Raw genomic sequence first — 21,268 nt, forward strand, 5'->3', positions numbered from 1 at the left:
GCCACCTAATACAAGTGGCATGCCACATAGTGTCCCCTCTTCACCTCCACTAGGGGCGGCTCTTCTCTTTCGCACTTGCCCTTTATCACATATGGACAACGTGGGTGAAATCTACATCCAGGCGGCGGATTTATGGGGCTCGGCGGCTCGCCCGTGAGCAAAATCTTCTTCCTACTCCTAGCCACCTTTGGATCCGGTATGGGCAGGGCAGATATGAGGGCTTGAGTGTAGGGGTGTAGTGGCTCTTTTACAATCTCCTCAGCTGGGCCCACCTCCACGACTTTCCCCAAGTACATCACGGTGATTCTATCGCTCATATACCTCACAGCCCCAATGTCGTGGCTTATGAAGAGGTACGTCAACCCCATCTGCTTTTGCAAATCCTTCAACATGTTCAATATCTGGGCCTGTACCGACACGTCCAGCGCCGAGGTCGGCTCATCTAACACCAAAAACTTCGGCCTCAGCAACAAGGCCCTTAATATGGCTATCCTCTGCCTCTGGCCTCCACTAAACTCGTGGGGATACCTATGCAAGTGGCTTCTCTCAAGGCCCACGAGCTCTAGCATTTTGCCAATGTACTCCTCCGGATCGTCGATGGGCAGTTTGTGCACCTTTATTACCTCGAGCAGAGTCTGGTACACAGTCATCCTGGGGTTTAGAGACATGTAGGGGTCTTGGAAGATCATCTGCGCCTTCTTCCTAAACTCCCTCAGCTTAGCCCCAGAGGCCTTTGTAATATCCTCTCCCTCGAAGTATATTCTACCCGACGTAGGCTCTATGAGCCTCAAAATTAGGCGCCCCAGCGTAGTCTTCCCACTCCCAGTTTCTCCAACGAGCCCCAGCGTCTCGCCCTCGTATATCTCCAAGTCGACGTGGTCCACGGCTTTCACATAGCCCCTGGGCCTCAGCAGTCCGCCCACTGGGAAATACTTCGTAAGACCCTCGGCCTTGACCAGCGCCCTCATGTGTACAACCAACAGGCAACCTTGTGCCTAGTCCCCACCAACGGGGGCTCTTCTCTTTCGCACTTGCCCTTTATCACATATGGACAACGTGGGTGAAATCTACATCCAGGCGGCGGGTTGATCAAGTTGGGTATAGTGCCCGGCACTGGCTCTAGTCTCTCCTGGGGCTGAATTGGGTTTACAACTGCCCTCAAGAGGCCCTTGGTGTAGGGGTGCATTGGCTTTTCAAAGAGCTCCTCTGTTGGAGCCTCTTCCACGATCTTCCCCCCGTACATCACCAACACCCTGTCGGCGAACTCCGCCACTAGCCCCATGTTGTGCGTAATGAAGATTATGGACATGCCCAGCTCGTCCTTGAGCTGTTTAAATAGGTGGAGTATCTGAGCCTGCACAGTCACGTCCACCGCCGTAGTGGGCTCATCTGCGATGAGGATCCTCGGCCGATTGCTTATAGCCATGGCTATGACGGACCTCTGCTTCATGCCGCCGGACAGCTGGTGGGGATACGACTTGGCCCTACTCTCCGGCTCTGGTATCAAGACTTTGCGCAGTAGCTCTACAGCGTCTCTAAAGTATTGCTTAATTTTCCCACCCCTATGCGCCGCCACGGTCTCTCCCACCTGGTAGCCAACGGTGTAAAGTGGGTCTAGGGCTGAGGACGGGTCTTGAAACACGTAGGCTATCTCAGAGCCTCTTATCTTCCTAAGCTCCTCCTCGGGCAATTTCAGCAGATCCACCTCCTCGCCGTCTCTCCTATATATGACAGACCCCGACACTATTCTTCCAGGCGGCTGTATAAGCCTGGTAATAGCCCTAGTTGTCACCGTCTTGCCGCTCCCAGTCTCTCCCACGATGACGAGAGTCTCCCCCTTGTATAAGTCAAAGGACACGCCTTCCACGGCTCTGACAACTCCGGCGTAGGTGTAGAAGTATACGGTTAAGTCTCGCACCTCGAGGATTTTCATACCCTAAACTCTATCCTCCTCCTAAACTTGGGGTCAAACACGTCGCGTAGAGCGTCCCCAAGGAGGTTCCACCCCAGTGCCGTCAGGAAAATGGCGACACCTGGGAAGAACACAAGCCACCACGCAGTGGGGAAGCGGCTACCGCCCATGTTTATGAGAGAGCCCCAATCCACTATGGGGGGCTGCGCGCCGAGGCCTAAAAAGCTTAGCCCCGCCGCGAGCAAGTTCACCGAGGCGAAGTCGAAGGTTATTAACACAACCACTGGGGACATTATGTTGGGCAAAATGTGCCTCGTCATAATCCTCCAAGAGGAGTACCCCAGCGCCTTAGCCGCCTCCACGTAGGTCTTCTCACGCTCTACTAAAACCATTCCTCTAACGACTCTCGCGTAGGTGGGCCACCACACAATTATCAATGCTGTGAAGATGGAGATGAGAGGCGCGAGGTGGATAGCGTCGTCGGGCTTTACGCCGAAGATCGCAGCCATGGCGTATGCAAAGGCTTGGTTCTCCACCAACGCCTCCCTAATCCTCTGGGGCAGAGTCGCGGCGAGCGCAAGCGCGAGGACAAGCGCTGGGAAGGCGAGGAACATGTCTGTCACCCTCATGATAGCCTCGTCTATCTTCCCGCCGTAGTAGCCGGCGATGAGGCCCAGCAAAATCCCCAGAGGCACACCCAGGGCGATTGTAACCACAGAAATCACAAGCGAGACCCTCGCCCCGTAGAGCATGAGGCTGAGAACGTCTCTCCCGTAGATGTCCGTGCCCAGCAACATGCCGTAGGACCCAGGAGGGGCTAGATACAGGTCCGGGTTTTCTAAGTAGAGGAACTGGTCGTAGCCGTAGGGGGCCACAAAGGGGCCGACGATTCCGACGACTACAAACCCCATGGAGAGTATGAGGCCCGCGACCCCCGTGGGCGATCTATTAAGCGCGTACAGAGTTAGACGCCACTCCTCCACCCTCGCCCTATTCTTCGCATACCAGTCTCTCCTAACCAGCGTGATGAGCTTCACCAACAGCGATATCAATAGGTCCGCGGCTCTGTCGAGGATCTTCATCAATACCTCACTCTGGGGTCTATAAAAGCGTATAATACGTCGATTACGAAGTTGGTAACTACGTATATCAAGGCGAAGACGAAGGTTGTGCCAATGATGGCGGGGAAGTCTAGGTAGTATATCGACTGCACGGCGTAGGCCCCCAGCCCCGGCAGGCCGAAGATGGTCTCTGTGATGGGGGCGCCGCTCAGCGATGCGCCAAACTCTAGGCCAATTATTGTAACTATGGGCACCAGCGAGTTCTTAAAGACGTGTCTCCTAACCCAGCTCACGGGGACGCCCTTGGCGTGTAGATACTCCACGAAGTCGGCCCCCAGAGCCTCCACTGTGGAATTTCTCACAAACCTGGCGATAATGCCCGCACCGGAGAAGCCTAGGACAAACCCAGGAAGCCAGTATCTGCCCACTATCTGAGAAAGAGACTGCCAATCCCCAGTGATCAACGCGTCAATCAAAGGCACGCCGGTTATCACCACCTTAGACGTTGGAACACCGGCGAGAGTTATGGCCTTGAACTGGACGAAGAACACTAGTATCAATAGGTAGGCCAAGAGGAAGGCGGGCATTGAGACCCCTATCAGCGCAAGCACTCTCACAGCGGCGTCTATCTTAGTATCACGCTTATACGCGGCTAAAAGCCCGAGGGGCAGGCCTATTACCACAGAGAAGAATATGGAGAAGAGGGCCAGCTGTAGAGTCACAGAGAAGCGGGCCGCTATGTCTGAAAACACCGTGTTGCCAGTACGTGGGCTAATTAAAGAGCCCTCGAAAAGCCTAACCAGGAAGTAGTAGAACTGCTCATACCAAGGTCTATCAAAGTGGTAATACTCCTTGAGCTTTTCAATAACCTCGGGCTTCGCCTTCTCGCCCCCAGCCCAAGCCCTCACAGGGTCGGCCGGGATGGCGTACGCAATTAGGTAGGTAATAAAGACGACGCCGAAGATCGTGGGTAGAAAAGTGAGAATGCGTCGGAGTAAAAACCTACGAAAAGAAGACATGGGAAAAAACTAGGGCTTAAACCCGTAGAGCTGTTGCCACAACGTGGCGTTCCAGTAATACGGGTTGTACTTCAGCACTATGTAGGAGTCCTGTTGGTAGTCGGCAACGTAGTAGGGGCCAGTGGAAATGGGCTTCTCGTGAAGTAGCCTATGCGTCGCGTCGTCTTCGCCGGGGATCACATACTTGGCCCATGCCGACGGGTTTTTCCCATTGTTAGAATCGGCGAGGGCCTTTTGGTAGTTGTCCCCCAGCGCGTACTGCATGGAGACAATCATTGTAAACGGCGCGGCGAGGATGGGCAAAATCGCGGGGTATGGCTGAGTCAGCTTGAACTTGACCACGCCAGCCGTGGGGCCAGAGTAGCCGAAGATCCTCATAAGCTCGTCCCAGCTCTTCACATTGTAAGTCTTGCCAGCGTACTCTGTGACAAGGCCCTTGGAGAGCACTTGTTTAAACTCGTCCTCTGTGAGAACAGAGCTGGCATTTACGTCGAAGTACGTGGTAATCATCCAGCTGGGGTCCAAGCTCAGCCTCGCAATTCTCCAAATGGTGAACAACACGTCTACCGCCGAGATGTCGTACGCCTTGTTATTCCACGGATCGTAGGCCTTCATGCCACCCCTAATCACGAAGTACCAGGTGGTACCCTCCTCGTCGTGGGCCCAAGCCACAGCGCCAGCGGGCACCACGTACTCCACGTTTTCCCTCCAGAAGGTCACAAGGGGTGTGCCAATTTGGGTAAATATCTCCCAACCAAACGACTCGTAGCTTGCCGCGGGGTCAAAGCTCTGAGGCCAGCCGATTGTGGCAATGGCGAGAGTATCGGGGCCGTTCTTATAGTCCTTAATGCCCAGCGGCACAGAGGGAGCGTCTGGGGTTTCCCACAACAGGTCGTAGCGCTCTAGCTCCAGCGGGGTGTAGTACCGGTCTTTTACCCAGCTCCACTGGTGCATGAAGAATTTGGCTTGGCCAAGCCATATGATAGCAGGATCTCTATTACTAGCTATGTATATAGCCTTGTATAATGCCTCTCTCAGGGCGGGGTCGAAGTGAGTCCTCGCGGCCACTATCAAGGCGTCAACGTCGTAGTTGCGGTAGAACGCGGGATTTATGTCAACAAACCCAGTGCTCTCCTCAATAGGCTTCGTCGCCTTCTCGTCGACTACGTATTGAACCACGTAGATCTTGCTCCCAGCTGGCACATTTACAGAGGCGCCAGAGCCCTTTGGACCTACCACCACGTAGACGCCGCCGCCGACGTCGTAGACCACCGCCTTAGAAAGCATTGCAGACACGTCGGAGGGCGACGTGGCCTCTTTCACCTGTAATTCGCTGAATTGAGTGCCGCCGTAGAAGAGCGGCGAGGCGTAGTCGTCTGGGTCAAGGTAGTCGGGCAACCACCCTATTATGTAGACGTCGAAGTCTCCCTTCTCTGTCTTACTAAGGAGCGTGGGCCAGTTGAGAGGCTCCACTGTCACTTTGAAGCCGAGTTGACCCCAAGTGTTGGCCAGCAACGCCGCAGTCTGCGCCCTCTGGTCGTTGCCAAGGTTGTAGTTTATTACAATGGTATACTTAGTTGGGTCAATTCCACTCTTCTTAATCAGCTCTCTGGCCTTGGTGAGGTTGTAGGTGTATTTGACAATGCCGTATTCGGTGTAGCCCGGCAGTCCCTTAGGTATTACGCCGTAGAGTCTGACAAAGCGGTTTGCGTATATCCTGTTTAAAATGGTGTCGTAAGGCACGGCATATGCCAATGCTTGTCTAACCAGGCTGTTATTAAACGGAGCCCTATACGCATTTAAGACTATGTACTCAATGGTAAGCGTCAGTAGATTTGGGTCTTCTTGTAGCCGTATCTCGTAGTTGCCCATTTTTGTGCCAACCACCTCGTTCAGCCTATCTAACGGTATGGCGGCTATATCCACCGTGCCCGTCTTATACATTTGAATGCGGGCTGTGGCGTCGTTGTTTATCACGTAGATTACATACTTGTGGAATACCTTAGAGGGCGGGGCCGGCGTAGTTGTGGCTGGTGCAGTCGGCGTAGTGGGCGGCGGCGTAGTTGTTTTAGGCGTTGTCGTAGGCTGTGTAGTTGTGGTAGGCTGTGTGGTCTGTTTTGTTGGGGTAGTTGTCGTAGGTGGGGGCCCCTGTGTTGTTAGCATTAATGCCGCGGCCCCTATTAGGATTAATAGTACGACCAGGCCTATTATTGCGGCTCTAGATAATCCCCTGATTTTTGGCATAGTATACGACTTTTGCGCATTTTTAAATGTTGAATGCTAACTGGATAGATATTTGGCTAAATTGTTGACGGCTTCTGTGGCCATGGACCTTAACGCGTTTTTTACAATGCTCGGTGCCAGAGAGGCGGCTAGGCCCCGCGCGTCTCCCTCAAAGCGCCACTTCACGAGGGACCCGCCGCCGCTGGGCTCTACACGGGCCGATATTTTGAAGTCGGCGGTGGTCTGGAGGCCGGTCGCCCTCCCCGCCACGTCTACGCCGTCGTCCCCCACGTAGGTGTACCGGAAGCGGACGGCCATTTTGCCCGAGAGGTGTCCCAGCTTCACCGTGGCCTCTCCCACGTACTCGTCGCCGGACTTCTCAACCTTGGTGACCCCAGGTATCAGCTTGGCCACCGCCTCGGGGTTTTTTAACAGTTCTACAACCTGGGCGGGGGGCTTGGGGACGGCGAATTGTCCAGACTCCTCTACGCGCATGTGTCAGCGTAGTGGGCTGTTTATAAGTCTGCCACCAGGGCGATGAAGATGTCGTTTACGTTGGTCCCAGTGTAGCCGGTGTATATTGCCCTCCCTAGCGCCTTGAAGAAGGTGTAGCTGTCGTTGTTGGCGAGGTGCGCGTAGGGGTCGAGGCCGGCCTTCTCCGCCTCCTCCGCCGTCAACCCGTCCACCACTGCGCCTGCCGCTGGGCTGTTTCCATCTACCCCGTCGGTGCCCATGCACGCGGCAACTACGTCGCGGCTCCCCCGCACCGCCATTGCGAAAGAGAGGCAGAGCTCTTGGCTTCTCCCGCCCACCCCGTTGCCCCTCACAGTCACCACGGTCTCTCCCCCGGCGAGCACGGCTGCTGGCTTTGGCGCAGGAAGGGCGTGGGCCGAGGCGCTCTTAGCCACAGAGGCCAAGACGCGCCCCGCCTCCCTCGCCTCGCCCTCGAGCATGGCGGTCACAATCACGGCGTTGAACCCCTTGGCGGAGAGGAATTGTGCGGCGCGGCGTAGGGACTGGACGTTGCTGGCCACTACCACGTTGACTACCTTCTCCAGGAGCGGGTCGTCCCGCCTCACCGTGTTCGCCCCGCTCTCCACCGCCCGCCTAACGCCCGGCGGGAGCCCGTCCCAGAGGCCGTACTTCTTGAGGACGCGTATTGCGTCTTCGCGGGTCGACTCGTCGGGCGCGGTGGGGCCCGACGCAATGACGTCTAGCCTGTCGCCCACCACGTCGCTTATGATGAGGGACACCACCCTCTGCGCCTTTATGAGCTTGAGGAGCTTGCCGCCCTTGACCCGGGAGAGGCGCTTTCTCACGGCGTTGAGCTCCACTATGTCGGCCCCCCGGCGCATGAGCTCCTGCGTCAAGCGGCTAATGTCGTCAAGCGACACGCCGTCCTCCGGCACTTCGAAGAGCGACGAGCCCCCGCCAGACACCAGCACCACCAGCGAATCCTCGCGGCCCACCGAGGCTAGGTAATCCAACAGCTCCTGGGAAGCCCTCGCGGTGTTGGGCCCGGGCGTTGGGTGGTCCCCCCTTACCACTCTTACGGGGCCTATCCGCCCCTCCACGGCGGGGTCTATGACCACGCCCCCGGCCACTAAGTCCCCCAGCGCCTCCACGAGGGCCTCCGCCATGGCCCTCGACGCCTTCCCAAAGCCAACCACGTGTACCCTCCCCCGCAACTCCACCCCCGCCACCTCAGCCACATCTCCCCGCCTCTTGACGACGCTGAGGACTGCTCGGCGGGGGTCGGCCGCCGCCAGTGCCTCCTCTAAGGCGTCTAGGAGGAGGGCATGGCGCCAGTCCCTTGCCAACTCCTCTCTGTTTTTAATCACGTCCTGTTGCCTCTGCCTCTATTTAACCATTAGGTGGAGGGCCACTAGGGCGGCCAGTGCGGGCAGGGCGGTGGCGTACATTACCAGGGCTGTGTAGCCGGTGAGCTTCGCCGCCACGGCTGGGGGGTATATGGAGGCGTAGAACTGGACGGCGGAGCGGGGGAACTCGTAGATGGTCATGTAGGCCACTCTCCCGGCGACTAGGGCGATGAGGACTTCCAGGGGCGTCAGCCTCCCTACGTGGTACAGCGGCGCGGCGGCCATTATGCCGTATGTGGGCCTCACCGCGGAGATGGAGGCGACGAGGGCCGCCTCTGGGCTTATGGGTAGCCACTCCATGGGCACCGCCACGCCGAGGGCTTCAAGCGCCATGAACACCGCCTCAAAGACGGCGTACCGCGCCGTGATTGAGGCGGCTTGTCTGAGGATTTTCACAGTGGGCGTCTTTGCAACGTCGGCGGTGACGTCGGGCCACTTGACGCGGATCCTCGTCGCCAGGAGGAAGCCCAGCGCCGATGAGAGGTACACAACGGCCAAGTAGGCCGCCCCCAGTAGGCCAAGGGCCCCCAGGGCTATGGGGATGACGCCTATGCGGAGGTGGAGGAGGACCACTCTGATGGGCCAAGTGGCGAAGGTGTATTGCACAATGTGCCTCATGTCCACCTTCCCTTCGCCAAGGGCGCGGGCAAGTATTGCGTGGGGCGTGCGGGCGTCTGCCACGGCCAGGGCCACTAGGCCGGCGGGCACTCCCGTGCGGCGCGAAATGGGGGCGGCCACCCTCTCCAGGTGGCGGAGTAGGTACTTAGCCGCGAGGAGGCCCGCGGCCACTGATATGAAGACCATGGCGGCTCTATACGCGGCGTCAAGCGGCGACACGTTGACAATTGTGTAGACATATAAAAATGCAAATGTTGCACAGAAAGCCTTATAGGGGGCCGCCATGGCTCCCCCATGCGGTTTCTCCCCTCGCTGGCAGGCCTGTCGGCTGGGATCGCCCTGGCCCTACTGGGCCTAGGACAAGCCGCGCTTTGGGCGTTGGCGGCCACTGGCGTCTTTCACGCCCTGTTTCAGAAGCCGCAGGCGCTTTGCGCAAAGGGCGGGGGGTGTGAGAAAGTTCTCTCATCCCCATATGCGAGGCCCTTCGGCGTGCCCATGGAGGTGCTCGGCGCGGCGTGGTTCATAGGCGTGCTGCCGGCGTACTACCTCGGCGCGGGGCAACTTTGGGCGTTTATAGGCATAGCAGGCGTGGCCGTGCTTACGGCCATTGAGGCAAAGCTGAGGGCCTTCTGCGCCTACTGCACAGTGGCCCACCTAATAGGCCTTGCCGCAGCCGCCCTATTGCTGTCGGCGTAATGGTTTTAAATCAAAGCCCCATCTCCCACATGGCTCTGGCGGAGGTGGCCCTCTTGGCCTTTGCCCTTATTGTGGCAGGGTTTTTGCTAATGGTCATTTCGCTCCTCCTGGCCGCGAGGGGAGGCGAGGCCAGGGGCGAGGCCGGCGGGGTAATCATGATAGGCCCAGTCCCAATTGTGTTTGGCACTAGCAAAAACGCGGCGCTGGCGGCCGCCGTGGCGGCGCTAATGGTGTTAGGCCTTCTCCTCTTCTTGGTGGTACTTCTTCCAAAGTAGCCACTGGGCCAGCGCGAGGACAAACAGCAGAGCCGCCACCGCCGTCAAACCCCATGTGAGCGCTGGCGGCGCCCCCGCGCCGAAGCAGATGGGGAAGAACAACACTACGACGCACCCCACTGCGGCCACGCCCCCCTCTGCGTGGTACGTCATTGCGATAAACGGCACTGCGGCGAGGAGGAGGACTCCCAGCACCACAAGGGCGAGGCCGGCGGCGAATAGGAGGTTCACAAGCGGCAATGGTTTTAAGATTAAAAGTTTTTGTCCCAATGCCCTTTGAGGCCCGGTACCGGGTGTATTTACACCACACAGACGCCGCGGGGATTGTCCACTTCTCCCGCCTCTTGGCGCTTGTGGAACAGGCGGAGGAGGACTTCTACGCCAGCGCCGGAGTCTCCTCTATCCAAGGGATATTCCCGCGGCGGGAGGTCTACGCCTCCTTTACCTACCCCCTGAGGCGTGGGGACGAGGTGGCAGTTAGAATATGGGCTGAGGAGGTTAGGAGGAGGGCTGTGAAATACCGATTCGAGGTGTTCAACCTCACCGCCGGGGTCAAAGCCGCGGAGGGCTACGTGGTAGGCGTCTGCGTGGACGTCAAAGAGGGAAAGCTCGTCGCGGTGGAGTGCCCCGAGGACTTCCTAGAGGCGTGGAGGAGAAATGCTCCTCCTTGAGATTTCAACTCTCTTCCCAGGGCCGCTGGCGGGCAGAGTCCTCCAGTCGGCCGGGTTCAGAGTGGTGAAGGTGGAACCGCCCAGCGGCGACCCGCTCTCTGCCTACTCGCCAACTCTCTACTCCCTTTTAAACGAGGGGAAGGAGATTGTAAAAGTGGACCTCCGGGCAGAAGGCGGCGGCCTTGTGCGGGAGCTGGCGAAAGAGGCAGACGCGGTTTTGACCACTCTCCGCCCCTCCACAGCGGCAAAACTCGGCGTGTCCTATGAACACCTGAGGGAGGTGAAGCGGGAGCTGGTCTACCTCTCCATAGTGGGATACGGCGACAGAGACTGGCCCGCCCACGACTTGAATTTGGCTGGGCTCGCCGCGCACTTCGTACAAAGCCCTCCCCTGGCCCTCTCAGTGGACGTGGCCACGGCCCTCTACGCCGCCTACCTAGTGGCAACGCGCGTGTGGAAGAGGGAGTGGGGCTACGTGGAGCTTGCCATGGAGGACGTGGCCTACCTCCTCAACCTTCTGGCCATAGCCGCGCAGAAGGACGGCCGGCCCGTCTTCACCACGGGAGTCTACCCCCTCTACCGTGTGTACACGTGTAAGGGCGGTGCCGTGACGGTGGCGGCCTTGGAGGAGAAGTTCTGGCGGAGGTTCGTGGAGGCCATCGGCCGGCCCGACCTAGCGGACAGGGCCTACGACCCGGCGGCCGCCGCCGAGGTGGAAAAGGCCGTTGGGGATATGGACTGCGGAGAGCTCCTCGCATTAGGCGCCGAGGTCCCCATAGCCCCAGTGAGAGGCCTAGGCCAGGTGGCCGACGCCTTGGACCTCCGCCGCCTTTTTGAGAGACTGAAGCTGTAGCGCAAAGTCATAGGCGTCTACTATCGCCTTTATGGAGGCGTCTACCACGTTGCTGGAGACGCCCACTGTCCTCCAGACGCGCTCGCCGTCTGTGAACTCCACCGTGACTCTCACGACGCTCTCCGTGCTCTTCACCGTGGTGGGCAAGACGACGCGGTAGTCGCGCAGGGTGACCCTCAGAAGCTCTGGGAAAGCTGCCGTGAAGGCCCTCCGCAGCGCCACGTCTACGGCGTGCACGGGGCCCACGCCCTCCCCAGCCTCGAGCATCTCTCTGCCGCCCACCTTGACCTTGACCACGGCAAATGCGGCAGGGGTGGGGCCAGTCACCACCCGCCACTCCGTCAGCCTAAACCGCTCCTTGTAAAGGCCGAGGTGTTTTAACAGTATCAAAAGCGCCGAGGCTGGGGCCTCGTCGAAGGAGTAGCCCTCTCTCTCAAGCCTCTTCACCTCCTCAAGCGCCCTCCTAACCGCCTGGTGGCGCTTGTCGAGGGGGATGCCCAGCTCCTCCGCAGCCTTGAGCGCCACGCTGGCGCCCCCAGCCATCTCGGACACCACGACGACGCGCCTATTCCCCACCAGCGCTGGGTCAATGTGCTCGTAGGCCCTCGGCACCTTCATAACCGCGTCTGCGTGGACTCCGCCCTTGTGGGCAAAGGCGAAGTCTCCCACGTAGGGCTGGTAGGGGTTCGGCTGTCTGCCAAGCGCCTCGTACACCATCCGCGACAGCTCTCTCAGCCGTCCAAACTTAACGGGGGGCGGCTCGTCTCTAAGCACACGGAAGCCCATCTTCAGCTCCAGGGTGGGCAACACGGCGGTTAAGTCCGCGTTCCCCGTCCTCTCCCCCACCCCGTTTATAGTCCCCTGCACGTGCCTAGCCCCCGCCACCACGGCCATTAGGGTGTTGGCCACGGCGCAGCCGATGTCGTTGTGCATGTGGGCCCCCAGCGCCATGGCTGGGAACCTCCTCTTCACCTCCGCCGTAATTCTGTACACCTCATGGGGCGGAGTGCCCCCGTTGGTGTCTGCCAGCACCACCACCCTGGCCCCCGCCCTCCAAGCAGTCTCTATAGACTCAAGGGCCCTCTCTGGGTCCTCTATGTAGCCTTGGTAGAAGTGCTCAGCGTCGTATATCACCTCCATGCCGTGCTCTCTGAGGTACTCCACGCTCTCGGCTATCATGGCCAAGTTCTCCTCCCACGTGGTCTCCAACACCTTCTCCACGTGGAGAGTCCAGCTCTTCCCAAAGATCACCGCCACTGGGACGTCGGCCTTCACTATGGCGTTTAAACTCTCGTCGTCCCTCGGCCTAACCCCCTTGCGCCTAGTGCTTCCAAACGCCGCGAGCCTCGCCCTAGTGAGAGAGTACTCCTTCATGGCCTTGAAGAAGTCCAAGTCCTTGGGGTTGGAGTAGGGCCAGCCCCCCTCGATGTAGTCCACGCCGACCTCGTCCAGCTTTAAGGCAATCCTAATCTTGTCCTCAAGCGTGAAGGAGACGCCCGCGCCCTGTGCGCCGTCTCTCAGTGTTGTGTCTAATGTTTCTACATAATCCCCGGCATGCCTATTTAGGAAATGTGGTACATATAAACTTATCTCAGACCGACGAGGAGAAGCGCGGCGTAAAGACGGGGGAAATTGTGCAAGCGTGTCACGTGAGGGAATTGTAATAGTGAGGCCCTCTCCTGTGGATGCAGTGCTGATGTAACCTCTGGGGTATTGTGGTGTTTTGAAGAGGGGTCGAAAAATAGGGGCTTATAAACTCCGCTGTAAAAGCCCGTCGAAGAGTTTGACAGCGTTAAACGAGCCCGGCGGCGGTGCAGAGCATGTGGAGCAGCCCCGTTGGGCCGGCCTCTTCTTAACTCGGCGAGCCGTTTTAGCCATTAGTACAAGTTCTACCTAGGCGGGGGAGGCCGTTTACCCCATTTGAGCTGTGAACAACCACTTCCAGAGCGGGATGTAGGCGACGCCGCCGCGCTCCTCCTCGTAGTCCCAAGTGACAACCACGGCCCTGGCCCCCGTGAAGACTGTCTTGGCCCTTTCAAGCGCCTTAACCTCTCTCCTGTCTACCTCGTCTGGCGCAGAGACGTATGTCACCTGGATCAACGTCGGCGGGTCGCCAGGCACTACGAAGTCTACCTCGTGCCCCTCGCCGCGCCAGTAGCGCAGGGGGAGGCCCCGCCTGGCCAGCTCAGCCGCCACCACTGCCTCCATCCTGACGCCTATGTCGAGCCTCTTCCTGAGGTTGAAGTAGGCGGGGTCCACCGGGTATATCTTCCTCGGCTGCTGGTGTACCTCTCTGGCGCCCCCCAGCTTATGCGCCGAGAGGACGTAGTACGCTTCCTCGAGGTACCTCAAGTAGGCGGCTAGCGTCTTCTTGCTCACGCGGTATCCGAGGCCCCTTAGGTAGCGGTGCGCGGCGCTGATGGAGAAGTAGCGGCCAAACCCCTCCTCTACCAGGGAGAGAAACACCTCGAAGACTGGGGCGGGGGATATCCTGTGCCGCTCCACCACGTCTCGGAGAACCACCGTGTCCCTGTACACTCTCACAAGCTCGCCGCGGAGCTCGGGCCTGGCCACCAGCTCCGGGAAGCCGCCCCACTCCACGTATTCCCTGAGAAGCGCCAGCAGAGTGCCCCTGGCCGTCGGCGCGTAGAGGTGCGCCGGGGCCGCGCCCCTCGCCTTGAGAAACTCCCGGAAGGAGAAGGGGAACATCACGCGGCTGATGTACCTCCCCCTAAGCTCGGTTGACACCGCGCGGGCGTCCAGCTGAGAAGAAGAGCCCGCCAGGGCTACTCTAAATCTGCCAGAGTCGAGGAGGGTCCTAACCCACCTCCCCCACATGGGGACGTTTTGCACCTCGTCTAGCAACAGATAGATAACGTCGCCATGCGGCTTCGCCAGCTCAACCACTGTTTTTACAAAGGAGCCGAAGTGCTCCGGCCTAACCCCGGCGAGTCTCACATCCTCAAAATTCACATAGACCACGGACTCCCGCGGAGCGCCGCCTTTCACAAGCTCATCGGCGATTTGGAACAGGAAATACGTCTTCCCAGCCCTCCTTGGCCCCACCACAGCCAGTGCAAAATCCCCCAACACATACTCCACCTCCCTCGGCACATACCTAGGCAGAGGCCTCGTAAACCACTCGCCTATAACCTCCCTAAACATGCGTTCCACGTAGGAAACACATTCCCCAGATAAATGTTTCCTATAGGAAACAGTCTACGCCGTGCGTTTCAGCTTAGCTGCGTTGCCAGACACGGCATCACTGGCGAACTGCCAACGTTTGTCCTCACGCCTTGGCTTTACCGCGATGGAGAGCAGGGGCAATGATTAATACAAATAATATGTTGCAACTATGCACAAGGCATTTTGTTCCAGTGTAGCCGACTTGGCGCCGCTTGGAACGACGTGGGGCTCCGTGTGGGGGATTGGACGTGGTTTTGGCGGACTCTTCTGCGGCGACTCTGAGGAGCCTAGCGGCTGGGGGTGGATCGGTGGAGGAAGCGGCGTGGTGTCCGTAGAGGCGCCCTGCGCAGTTTGACATGGCTCTCGTCTCTCTCAGGCTGGTTGCGCTGAGCGTGGCGATAGGCGCGTTGACGGGGCTGGCGGCGTTGGCCATGGTGTACGGCATCAAGGCTGTTGAGTTTGTGCTCTTAAGGGGGGCTGTGGGCGTGGTGCTCCCCTCCTCTTACGCCGAGGAAATGGAGCCCTACTCGCCTCCAGAGAGGCCTTGGCTCCTGCCCCTGGTGATGGCTCTGGCTGGCTTAGTGGGGGCGGTGCTGGTGGGCGTAATCGCGCCGGCGGAGTGTAGAGGCACCGACGCGGCTATTAGGGCCTACCACACCCACGGCGGCGTTGTAAAACTCTCGCGGTCGCTACTGAGCCTGGCGGCGACCGCCTTCAACTTAGGCGCCGGCGGCCCAGCGGGGCGGGAGGGCGCCATAACCTTCGCTGGCGCCGGCATTGGGTCGGCGGTAGCCCGGCTATTCTCCCCCTCTCCCGAGGAGAAGCGCGTGGCCCTAGTGGCCGGGCTGGGGGCAGGCATGGCCGCCATCTTCAGGGCGCCCATCGGCGGCGCCCTCTTTGCCCTCGAGGTGTTGTACATGAGAGACATCGAGGCAAGGGCGCTTATTCCAACTCTCGTGGCGTCCTCTGTGAGCTACGTGGTGTTCGCCTCCGCGGCAGGGTGGAAGAGAGAGCTATATCTGCCCGGAGCATGGGAACACTTGGCGCCTGCGTCTCTCCCATACTACGTGTTTCTAGGCGCCGTGGCGGGGGCCGTGGGGGTCTTCTACGCCGTGGTGCTCCACCTTGTTTCCGAGGCGTTGCACGGCGTCCGCGCGCCTCCCCTCGTAAAGCCTACCTTGGCCATGGCGGCGGTGGGGGCCCTCGGCGTGTTTTTCCCACAGATCTTGACCCCCGGCTATGGGTGGATGCAACAGGTAGTCCTCGGCGTGGTGTACCCCTGGTGGTTCTTCTTCCTCTTAGCCTTGTTGAAGATCTTGGTCGTGGCCTTGGTGCTCGGCAGCGGCGGTGTGGGCGGCGTCTTCTCCCCAGGCCTCTTCATAGGCGGAATGGTGGGGGCCGGCCTTTGGGAGCTGTTAAACCACGTGCCGGGCTTCGGCGAGCCGCTCTACGCGTTTGTGGTAGTAGGAGCCGTCTCGCTCTTCGCCGCGGCTGGCAAGACGCCGCTCTCGGTCACAGTCATGGCAATTGAGATGACAGGCGCCTTCACCGTGACCCCCGCCGCCGCGGTGGCGGTGGCAACAGCGTACCTCATATCGGGCCGCTATACTGTGTACAGCGGCAAGAAAGAGGCGAGGCAGTAGCGGCCAGCGGTTTTTCGTCACAGCTCAGCCGTCTCTCCCATCGCCACCACTACCCCACCGAGGACAGCCTTAAAAAATTAACACACCTCGACAACAACGTCAATAAACTTGGCGTACCACCCCCGGTACTGCTCAGGCGTGGCAAAGTAGAGCTCCACCACCGCCGGGCTCCCCAGCACCTCTTTCACAGCCACGGCTATCTTCGCCCTCTCCCCTGCTGACGATTAACATGTCTATGTCGCTATCGGCTGACCAGTCCCCCCTGGCCACGCTCCCAAACACGTAAACCGAGGCGTCTGGCAGAAACCGCTTAACCACCGCGCAGACAACCTCGGCAACGTTGCGCCAGTTCCTAAGCCGCTCAACACTCCTCTCGCCCCACTCCAACATACTCCTCCAGAAACCTCGCCGCCACTTCCACAAGGTGTTTAACTACGTCAGCCCTGTAGCTACGTGGCAGATACCTAGCGCCCACGTATGCGTCTACCAAGATCTCCACGGCGTACCTATTGGCCATAGAAGTCCCAAACCTCTGGCCTCTCCTCCAAGTTCAAAGTCCCTCAAGTCGTGCGTATGGGGATAATGCCCGTAGTCGCGCGCCAGGAGGCACTTCAAGGCAAGCTGAAGAGCCTGCTCGGCGTGAAAAGCCGCCAAGTCAACTGCCTTTTTCAACGTCGTCCCGCGCCGCCTCCAATAACTCAAAAGCCCGCCTCCTGAGATGCTCCACTTCGCGTCTGCCCACATGAAAATATCCAAGTGGAATTAAGTCTATTCCCCGCGAAGAACGGCACTATACGGGTTGCGGAGCGGGGGTTTGCGCAGGGGCGGCGGTGGGCTGTTTTAACTCGAAGGCCCCTATTATTGCGAATATCTGCCCTATTAAATAGATTACGAGACCTACAAGAATGACAAAAGTCAGCGCCCCAATCCACACGAGGGTCGCGGCCGTCTTAAAATGCCCAACGCCGCCCGCCTCTGCGAGGCCCATGTACGCCCTACGCAGAAAATAGGCGGAAAAGACCACCACAACCCACAACACGATCCATATGGGGAGAAGGGCCAGAAGTATAGACAGGAAGTCAAACGGAGGGAGAACTAGCTTGCCCAACGAAAAGAAGTAAGCCACCACGAAGCCGATTAACACTAGCGCCCCAACAAGCGCCGCTATGAAGGAGTAGAGATAGTTCCGGAAGACGTCGGGCCGCCCAAAGTGTTTTGAGAGGTAGTAAATCCCCACCAGCGACAAGACAAGGCCAAGCAGAGCCACAAGCCCCCCATCGGCCCCAACCGCAAACCCACCCACGAGCTCGAGAATAAGCCCAACCGCAAACAGAACCTTAGCAGTTTCAAACTCCATACCCCTTCATACAGCATATATTTAAAGCTTGTGAGCCACCCGGGCGAACAGGGGGCACAACATTTTAATGGGGGGCTAGGTGTGTATATGGGAGTCAACCTCCTCGGAGTCGGGGTGTTGCTTCTAGGCGTGGCCGCCGTGGTGGCAGTCGGCATTGTTCTACACGCATACTTCACGATGCAGATGTCCTACCGTCCCCCGCCTCCCTCGCCGTTTACAGCCTACTGCCGCAACTCGGTCGTGGTGATAAGCGCCTACGAAGATTTGACAAATGTCCAAGTGCTAGACGTCAACGGCACTGCTGTATGCGCCTTCGACAAAATAGGGAGGGGCTCCGACGAGGTATGCAGAGCGAGGGGACCGGGCATCTACTTGATAGTAGCCGGCGGATTTAAGAAGGCGGTGGACTGCGTGCCTCCGCCAGCGCCGAGCCCGGCGGACTGACGCCACGAGCGGAGGCATGACCTGCGCCGAGCGCCTGTTTTTGGCCGAGGTTAGACTGCGCATGGGGTGCCAAGAGGGCAAGCCCCTCGACTTGGGCTTCGTCCAAGTTAAGCCAGACCTCGACTGCGGCGGGGTGCCAGTGGAGGTGGAGTGCGCCGAGAGGGCCCACTACGGCCTAGGCCAAGCCCTCGCCTACAAATACGCCGTGGGGAAGGCCGCCCTGGTTGTGATCGCGGAGGAGGTGTCGAACCCCCTGCGCAACTTCCTCGCCTGGGCCTCCCAGCTGGGGATAGACGTATACGTCTACGTAGGCGGAGAGGTCATTCAACTCTTCTATAAGGCGCCGTCGACTCAATAAACCTGTTAAGAGCCTTGAAGTAGGCCTCAAACTGTAGCTTGTCCTCCCCCTTGTCCCTCTTTAGCACATGGCCCTTTTCGCGGTACTCCTCTATCCCGAGCCCGTTCTTGAGCTTGAAGCCGTAGTACTCGCTCTCCACTTTATCGCTGTAGTACTTGGCTCTCTCCTCCCACTTAATGACTGTAATATTGGGAAACGCCTTAGTTATCGTGTTACGCGTCTCTTCCCACGCCTCTGCTATTTTATCCACCCTGTTATCCCTAATCTGGTTTAACAACACTGAGATGTACAAGTCGGGGCTGTCTATGCCGAATTGGTTCCTCATGACTGCGTACACGCGCTGGAGGAAGACAGCGGTCTTCTTAACCTCGGCCTCGCCCGGCCGAGTAATAGCCACATAGAATGAGGAGAGGGGGATCGTCATGGGGAAAGACCAGTAAACCCAGTTAGGCGAGTCGAGGATGACGATGTCGTGCTTGTCCACGAGGGGCCCCAGCAGGTCCACGAGGAGGTCGCTCCACTTGGGGAGGTTCTTCACTTCGCCAGCCACGTCGTCTAGATTTCCCCCCGGCAGGAGGTGAAAGTCCGAATGAGTGCCCACCACCCTAACCCTCCTCACACACTCCCCCGCGTCCGGCGGCCTGCCCACGCGCCCCGTCTTAAAATCCACCAGCCTCTGGAGGAGAGTCTTCAAGTTGCAGTCCTCGGCGTGGTCTCCCACCGTCCACATAGTGGCCGTGGCCGATGAGTCTAAGTCAACAAGCAACACCCTCTTACCGTGCAATGCGTAGGCGCCCGCGGTGAGCAGAGAAAGCGTGGTTTTCCCCACGCCGCCGCTGGCAGAGATGAAACTAACCACATGCATAAGCACTCGTCTACGTGTAAATATAATACTTTCCGTTATAAATGGAGGATATACAAGAAGTAAAGTAAAGCAGACGGGGGACGTATGAGGTAGACTGAACCTACTTGCGTGGGCTATGGCAAGGCTGGGAGTAGTAGAAGGTGCGGAAAGTAGCTTTCGGGCTAGGCTGAGGGTGCAAAAGGTCGTCTACCTACTGAAACCCTCGACTTCCCCACAGGCTACAAGTGTAACATGTACATATGGGGCCCCTACAGCCCCTAGCTAAACTTCTTCCACCTCTTCTGCGGCACGTGCATGCTCAGTCTGGGCTTTAAGCTTACCAGCTTTGTTAACGTGGACAAGGAGAGGTGGGAACCATTGACAAGCTTGAATGATGCACTCATCCTCAAAATGGTGGCCACGTTGTAGAACCTCCTCGTCGCCGGGTGGCCTCTGGAGGAGGCAAAGGAGAGGGTGACGTAGCTCAAGCCCTACGTCACTGAGCGGTTGGTGGAGGCAGGCACGCGGCTGTTGAAGAGCCGGGCCTATCATAATGCCCACGTGTTGGCGCCTGTCGCTGCCTGCGGGAACGTGTATGGTCCACGCTAGCAGTTAAGTCTTTGTTTGAGCGACTTCCAGACTCTAAGAGCTACATCTTGGGGCGTGGGGTAGCGCTTTCTTACCAACAGGTAGTGGTGGCTTTGCCAAAAATCTGCGGCAACTTGCGCTGCCTGTCTAATCGCGGCTTCTACGGCCCTACACTCTGCGCCTTCGCGTAAGTTGTACCAGTCCACGGCCCTCAAGTCGAGCAAGGCCTTAACCATGTCGTGGGCCTCCGCGACCACTCTCCCCTCGGCCACCGGCCTCAGAAGCTTCTCCCTAAGCTTCAAGGACAATTGCCAAGAGATGTCGGACACTGGGAGGCCCCTCACCTCTGCCACCGGGGGCTCCAGCGCTATGGAGATCCCCACTCTTAAGTAGTCCACCTTGGGCTCGTCTACGCCCAGCGTCTCCACTGAGGCCCTCTTCGCCTCCTCCACATCGCGGTACCGCAGTTCTATGCCTCGCGACGCTAAGAAGCGCCAGAGAGGCACGCCGGACCACCTGGACACGACGGGTATGCGCAGGGGGAGGAGGAAGGGGAGGACGTCCCGCTCTATGTCGTGTTCAAGGAGGCCCAAGTAGATGCGCCTGCCCCCGACCTCTAAGGAGGCGGCAAGTCCGGACTCTATGAGTGCTTGATTTAGCGAAGCCACTTGCTTAAGAGCCTCGGCCTTAGTTGTAGCGCGCCGGGTCGCCGTGTCTATGTCGAAGGTGAGCCGCGGCGGCTCGCCTACCTCTGGGAGCACCAAGAAGTTTATCACGTACCCCCCGCCGAGGATTAGCCCGCCGCGTCCAAGCACGGCCGCGTAGCGGTGCATATAGGCTACGCGCTCAAAGTCCATCCTCATCTGCGCCAGCTCGTGCGGCGTCAGGGGGATCCCCAGCGCCTCTATAGCGCCGTCGATTTCGCCGAGGGTAGGCGCCGTGGAGAAGAGGCGCCTAAATTGAGAGGCGGTCGACTCCGCCATCGTCCAATATTGCCCAAGTGGCCCACTTTGCCACGTAGTCCAGCCACTCCTCGAACTCCTCGCGGTAGGGGTCAAAGCGGCCCCAGGAGACGGAGCGCCCCGTCAACACCATGTCCCACACCACCAACGCGGCGAGTATCCGCCGCCCCCTCTCCCCAGCCAGCTCGTACACCTTGTCCACGTCGTAGAGCCCCCTAGACCACACCAAATCCACGAGATACGGCCCAGGCTCCCCAAAAGTCAAAATATCGGCGTAGCACTGCTCCACCGAGCACACAGAGAAGCCCAGGTAGGGAGAGTAGTAGAACTCCCTCTCCCCCAAGTCGGAGACGTACACCGCCTCTACCTCAAGGCGCCCCTTCAGCCTCGCGTCTGCCACAGCCAGCGGAGGCGACGCGCCGAGTGCCTTCTTAAGCCACGGCACAACCACGTACCCCATATGCGCCGGGGGGAAGACAAGCCGCCCCCCACCCCCTCTACACGCCAGAGGCTTGACGACCCCGCCCTCCACGGCGACAAGGCCGGCGGAGGCCAGCCTCTCCAGCGCCTCCCTAGAAAACACCTTCTCCACCAGCCGCACTTCCGCCGGCGTGCCCCCGCGGCAGAGCTCCAAAAGCAAGTCCACGCGCCAATCCATTTATAGGAATATATGGTTTA

General features: G+C 59.0%; 27 protein-coding genes. 8 read left to right on the plus strand and 19 right to left on the minus strand.

Translation table 11 applies throughout. From position 1 onward, the window contains the following. Window positions 1–5 precede the first annotated feature (5 nt). Genes PCAL_RS06495 through PCAL_RS06530 form a run of 8 tightly spaced genes read right to left on the minus strand, consistent with a single transcriptional unit; the run spans window position 6 to window position 8,932 of the window. Window positions 6–968, minus strand: a complete 963-nt coding sequence (locus PCAL_RS06495; RefSeq protein WP_011849910.1) for an ABC transporter ATP-binding protein — start codon at window positions 966–968, stop codon at window positions 6–8. Further along, window positions 965–1,933, minus strand: a complete 969-nt coding sequence (locus PCAL_RS06500) for an ABC transporter ATP-binding protein (protein ID WP_011849911.1) — start codon at window positions 1,931–1,933, stop codon at window positions 965–967. Before PCAL_RS06500 ends, PCAL_RS06495 begins: the two co-directional genes overlap by 4 nt. Beyond that, window positions 1,930–2,994 carry an ABC transporter permease gene (locus PCAL_RS06505; protein WP_011849912.1) on the minus strand — a complete coding sequence of 355 codons (1,065 nt, stop codon included), beginning with the start codon at window positions 2,992–2,994 and terminating at the stop codon, window positions 1,930–1,932. Before PCAL_RS06505 ends, PCAL_RS06500 begins: the two co-directional genes overlap by 4 nt. Beyond that, a complete protein-coding gene (locus tag PCAL_RS06510; protein ID WP_011849913.1) occupies window positions 2,994–3,992 on the minus strand; it encodes an ABC transporter permease in 999 nt (332 codons plus the stop codon). Before PCAL_RS06510 ends, PCAL_RS06505 begins: the two co-directional genes overlap by 1 nt. 9 nt (window positions 3,993–4,001) lie before the next feature. Then, complete coding sequence (locus tag PCAL_RS06515; protein ID WP_193322565.1) at window positions 4,002–6,236, minus strand: ABC transporter substrate-binding protein; 2,235 nt, start codon at window positions 6,234–6,236, stop codon at window positions 4,002–4,004. Between the two features lie 36 nt (window positions 6,237–6,272). Continuing rightward, complete coding sequence (locus tag PCAL_RS06520; RefSeq protein WP_011849915.1) at window positions 6,273–6,710, minus strand: SRPBCC domain-containing protein; 438 nt, start codon at window positions 6,708–6,710, stop codon at window positions 6,273–6,275. Window positions 6,711–6,730: 20 nt separating this feature from the next. Further along, window positions 6,731–8,056, minus strand: a complete 1,326-nt coding sequence (locus tag PCAL_RS06525; protein ID WP_011849916.1) for a glycerate kinase type-2 family protein — start codon at window positions 8,054–8,056, stop codon at window positions 6,731–6,733. 18 nt (window positions 8,057–8,074) lie between these two features. Next, window positions 8,075–8,932: a hypothetical protein gene (locus tag PCAL_RS06530; RefSeq protein ID WP_226951916.1), complete on the minus strand. Its 858-nt coding sequence runs from the start codon at window positions 8,930–8,932 to the stop codon at window positions 8,075–8,077. Window positions 8,933–9,007: 75 nt separating this feature from the next. On the opposite strand from PCAL_RS06530, the gene PCAL_RS06535 reads away from it, so the two are divergent. Together PCAL_RS06535 and PCAL_RS06540 are read left to right on the plus strand one after the other, a co-directional pair. Then, complete coding sequence (locus tag PCAL_RS06535; RefSeq protein WP_011849918.1) at window positions 9,008–9,409, plus strand: vitamin K epoxide reductase family protein; 402 nt, start codon at window positions 9,008–9,010, stop codon at window positions 9,407–9,409. A gap of 29 nt (window positions 9,410–9,438) precedes the next feature. Further along, complete coding sequence (locus tag PCAL_RS06540; RefSeq protein ID WP_193322566.1) at window positions 9,439–9,684, plus strand: TIGR00304 family membrane protein; 246 nt, start codon at window positions 9,439–9,441, stop codon at window positions 9,682–9,684. Here PCAL_RS06540 and PCAL_RS06545 read toward each other — a convergent pair. Then, window positions 9,643–9,915, minus strand: coding sequence for a hypothetical protein (locus PCAL_RS06545; protein WP_193322567.1), 273 nt, complete (start codon window positions 9,913–9,915; stop codon window positions 9,643–9,645). The two genes, PCAL_RS06540 and PCAL_RS06545, sit on opposite strands and share 42 nt — an antisense overlap. 38 nt (window positions 9,916–9,953) lie before the next feature. Between PCAL_RS06545 and PCAL_RS06550 the strand changes: the two genes are divergently transcribed. Together PCAL_RS06550 and PCAL_RS06555 are read left to right on the plus strand one after the other, a co-directional pair. Further along, a complete protein-coding gene (locus tag PCAL_RS06550) occupies window positions 9,954–10,355 on the plus strand; it encodes an acyl-CoA thioesterase (RefSeq protein ID WP_193322568.1) in 402 nt (133 codons plus the stop codon). Beyond that, window positions 10,342–11,208 (plus strand): CoA transferase, encoded by an 867-nt coding sequence (locus PCAL_RS06555; RefSeq protein WP_011849921.1) that lies wholly within the window; start codon window positions 10,342–10,344, stop codon window positions 11,206–11,208. The genes PCAL_RS06550 and PCAL_RS06555 overlap by 14 nt, the downstream gene beginning before the upstream one ends. Here PCAL_RS06555 and cimA read toward each other — a convergent pair. Together cimA and PCAL_RS06565 are read right to left on the minus strand one after the other, a co-directional pair. Further along, the gene (gene cimA, locus PCAL_RS06560) at window positions 11,149–12,798 is read right to left on the minus strand and encodes a citramalate synthase (protein WP_193323008.1); all 1,650 of its coding nucleotides are present in this window, start codon (window positions 12,796–12,798) and stop codon (window positions 11,149–11,151) included. The genes PCAL_RS06555 and cimA overlap by 60 nt on opposite strands. A 321-nt stretch (window positions 12,799–13,119) precedes the next feature. Beyond that, window positions 13,120–14,373, minus strand: coding sequence for an ATP-binding protein (locus tag PCAL_RS06565; RefSeq protein WP_011849923.1), 1,254 nt, complete (start codon window positions 14,371–14,373; stop codon window positions 13,120–13,122). Between the two features lie 190 nt (window positions 14,374–14,563). Here PCAL_RS06565 and PCAL_RS06570 point away from each other — a divergent pair, with 190 nt between their 5' ends. Together PCAL_RS06570 and PCAL_RS06575 are read left to right on the plus strand one after the other, a co-directional pair. Beyond that, window positions 14,564–14,749, plus strand: coding sequence for a hypothetical protein (locus tag PCAL_RS06570; RefSeq protein WP_193322570.1), 186 nt, complete (start codon window positions 14,564–14,566; stop codon window positions 14,747–14,749). 1 nt (window position 14,750) lies between these two features. Beyond that, window positions 14,751–16,037 (plus strand): chloride channel protein, encoded by a 1,287-nt coding sequence (locus PCAL_RS06575; RefSeq protein ID WP_011849924.1) that lies wholly within the window; start codon window positions 14,751–14,753, stop codon window positions 16,035–16,037. A 132-nt stretch (window positions 16,038–16,169) separates the two neighbouring features. On the opposite strand, the gene PCAL_RS06580 is transcribed toward PCAL_RS06575, so the two are convergent. The 4 genes from PCAL_RS06580 to PCAL_RS06590 are packed head-to-tail and all read right to left on the minus strand — an operon-like array spanning window position 16,170 to window position 17,394. Continuing rightward, complete coding sequence (locus PCAL_RS06580) at window positions 16,170–16,427, minus strand: nucleotidyltransferase domain-containing protein (RefSeq protein ID WP_226951917.1); 258 nt, start codon at window positions 16,425–16,427, stop codon at window positions 16,170–16,172. After that, window positions 16,399–16,554 (minus strand): hypothetical protein, encoded by a 156-nt coding sequence (locus tag PCAL_RS11595; RefSeq protein WP_226952011.1) that lies wholly within the window; start codon window positions 16,552–16,554, stop codon window positions 16,399–16,401. The genes PCAL_RS06580 and PCAL_RS11595 overlap by 29 nt, the downstream gene beginning before the upstream one ends. Continuing rightward, entirely contained in the window at window positions 16,521–16,781 is a 261-nt protein-coding gene (locus PCAL_RS11755) for a HEPN domain-containing protein (RefSeq protein WP_011849925.1), read from the minus strand. Before PCAL_RS11755 ends, PCAL_RS11595 begins: the two co-directional genes overlap by 34 nt. 46 nt (window positions 16,782–16,827) lie before the next feature. Then, the gene (locus PCAL_RS06590) at window positions 16,828–17,394 is read right to left on the minus strand and encodes a DUF996 domain-containing protein (RefSeq protein WP_011849926.1); all 567 of its coding nucleotides are present in this window, start codon (window positions 17,392–17,394) and stop codon (window positions 16,828–16,830) included. Window positions 17,395–17,481: 87 nt separating this feature from the next. Here PCAL_RS06590 and PCAL_RS06595 point away from each other — a divergent pair, with 87 nt between their 5' ends. Further along, window positions 17,482–17,838 (plus strand): hypothetical protein, encoded by a 357-nt coding sequence (locus tag PCAL_RS06595; RefSeq protein ID WP_011849927.1) that lies wholly within the window; start codon window positions 17,482–17,484, stop codon window positions 17,836–17,838. 16 nt (window positions 17,839–17,854) lie between these two features. Then, window positions 17,855–18,196: a hypothetical protein gene (locus PCAL_RS06600; RefSeq protein ID WP_011849928.1), complete on the plus strand. Its 342-nt coding sequence runs from the start codon at window positions 17,855–17,857 to the stop codon at window positions 18,194–18,196. Here the strand turns inward: PCAL_RS06600 and PCAL_RS06605 are convergent. The 4 genes from PCAL_RS06605 to PCAL_RS06620 form a co-directional block, all read right to left on the minus strand. Continuing rightward, on the minus strand, window positions 18,159–19,061 hold the full coding sequence (locus PCAL_RS06605) for a ParA family protein (RefSeq protein ID WP_011849929.1): 903 nt from the start codon (window positions 19,059–19,061) through the stop codon (window positions 18,159–18,161). The two genes, PCAL_RS06600 and PCAL_RS06605, sit on opposite strands and share 38 nt — an antisense overlap. A 257-nt stretch (window positions 19,062–19,318) precedes the next feature. Then, window positions 19,319–19,528 carry a hypothetical protein gene (locus tag PCAL_RS06610; protein WP_193322571.1) on the minus strand — a complete coding sequence of 70 codons (210 nt, stop codon included), beginning with the start codon at window positions 19,526–19,528 and terminating at the stop codon, window positions 19,319–19,321. A 117-nt stretch (window positions 19,529–19,645) separates the two neighbouring features. Continuing rightward, on the minus strand, window positions 19,646–20,611 hold the full coding sequence (locus tag PCAL_RS06615; protein WP_193322572.1) for a hypothetical protein: 966 nt from the start codon (window positions 20,609–20,611) through the stop codon (window positions 19,646–19,648). Next, window positions 20,583–21,236 (minus strand): hypothetical protein, encoded by a 654-nt coding sequence (locus PCAL_RS06620; RefSeq protein WP_226951918.1) that lies wholly within the window; start codon window positions 21,234–21,236, stop codon window positions 20,583–20,585. The genes PCAL_RS06615 and PCAL_RS06620 overlap by 29 nt, the downstream gene beginning before the upstream one ends. Window positions 21,237–21,268 lie beyond the last annotated feature (32 nt).

This window comes from Pyrobaculum calidifontis JCM 11548 (assembly GCF_000015805.1).
Lineage (GTDB): Archaea > Thermoproteota > Thermoprotei > Thermoproteales > Thermoproteaceae > Pyrobaculum > Pyrobaculum calidifontis.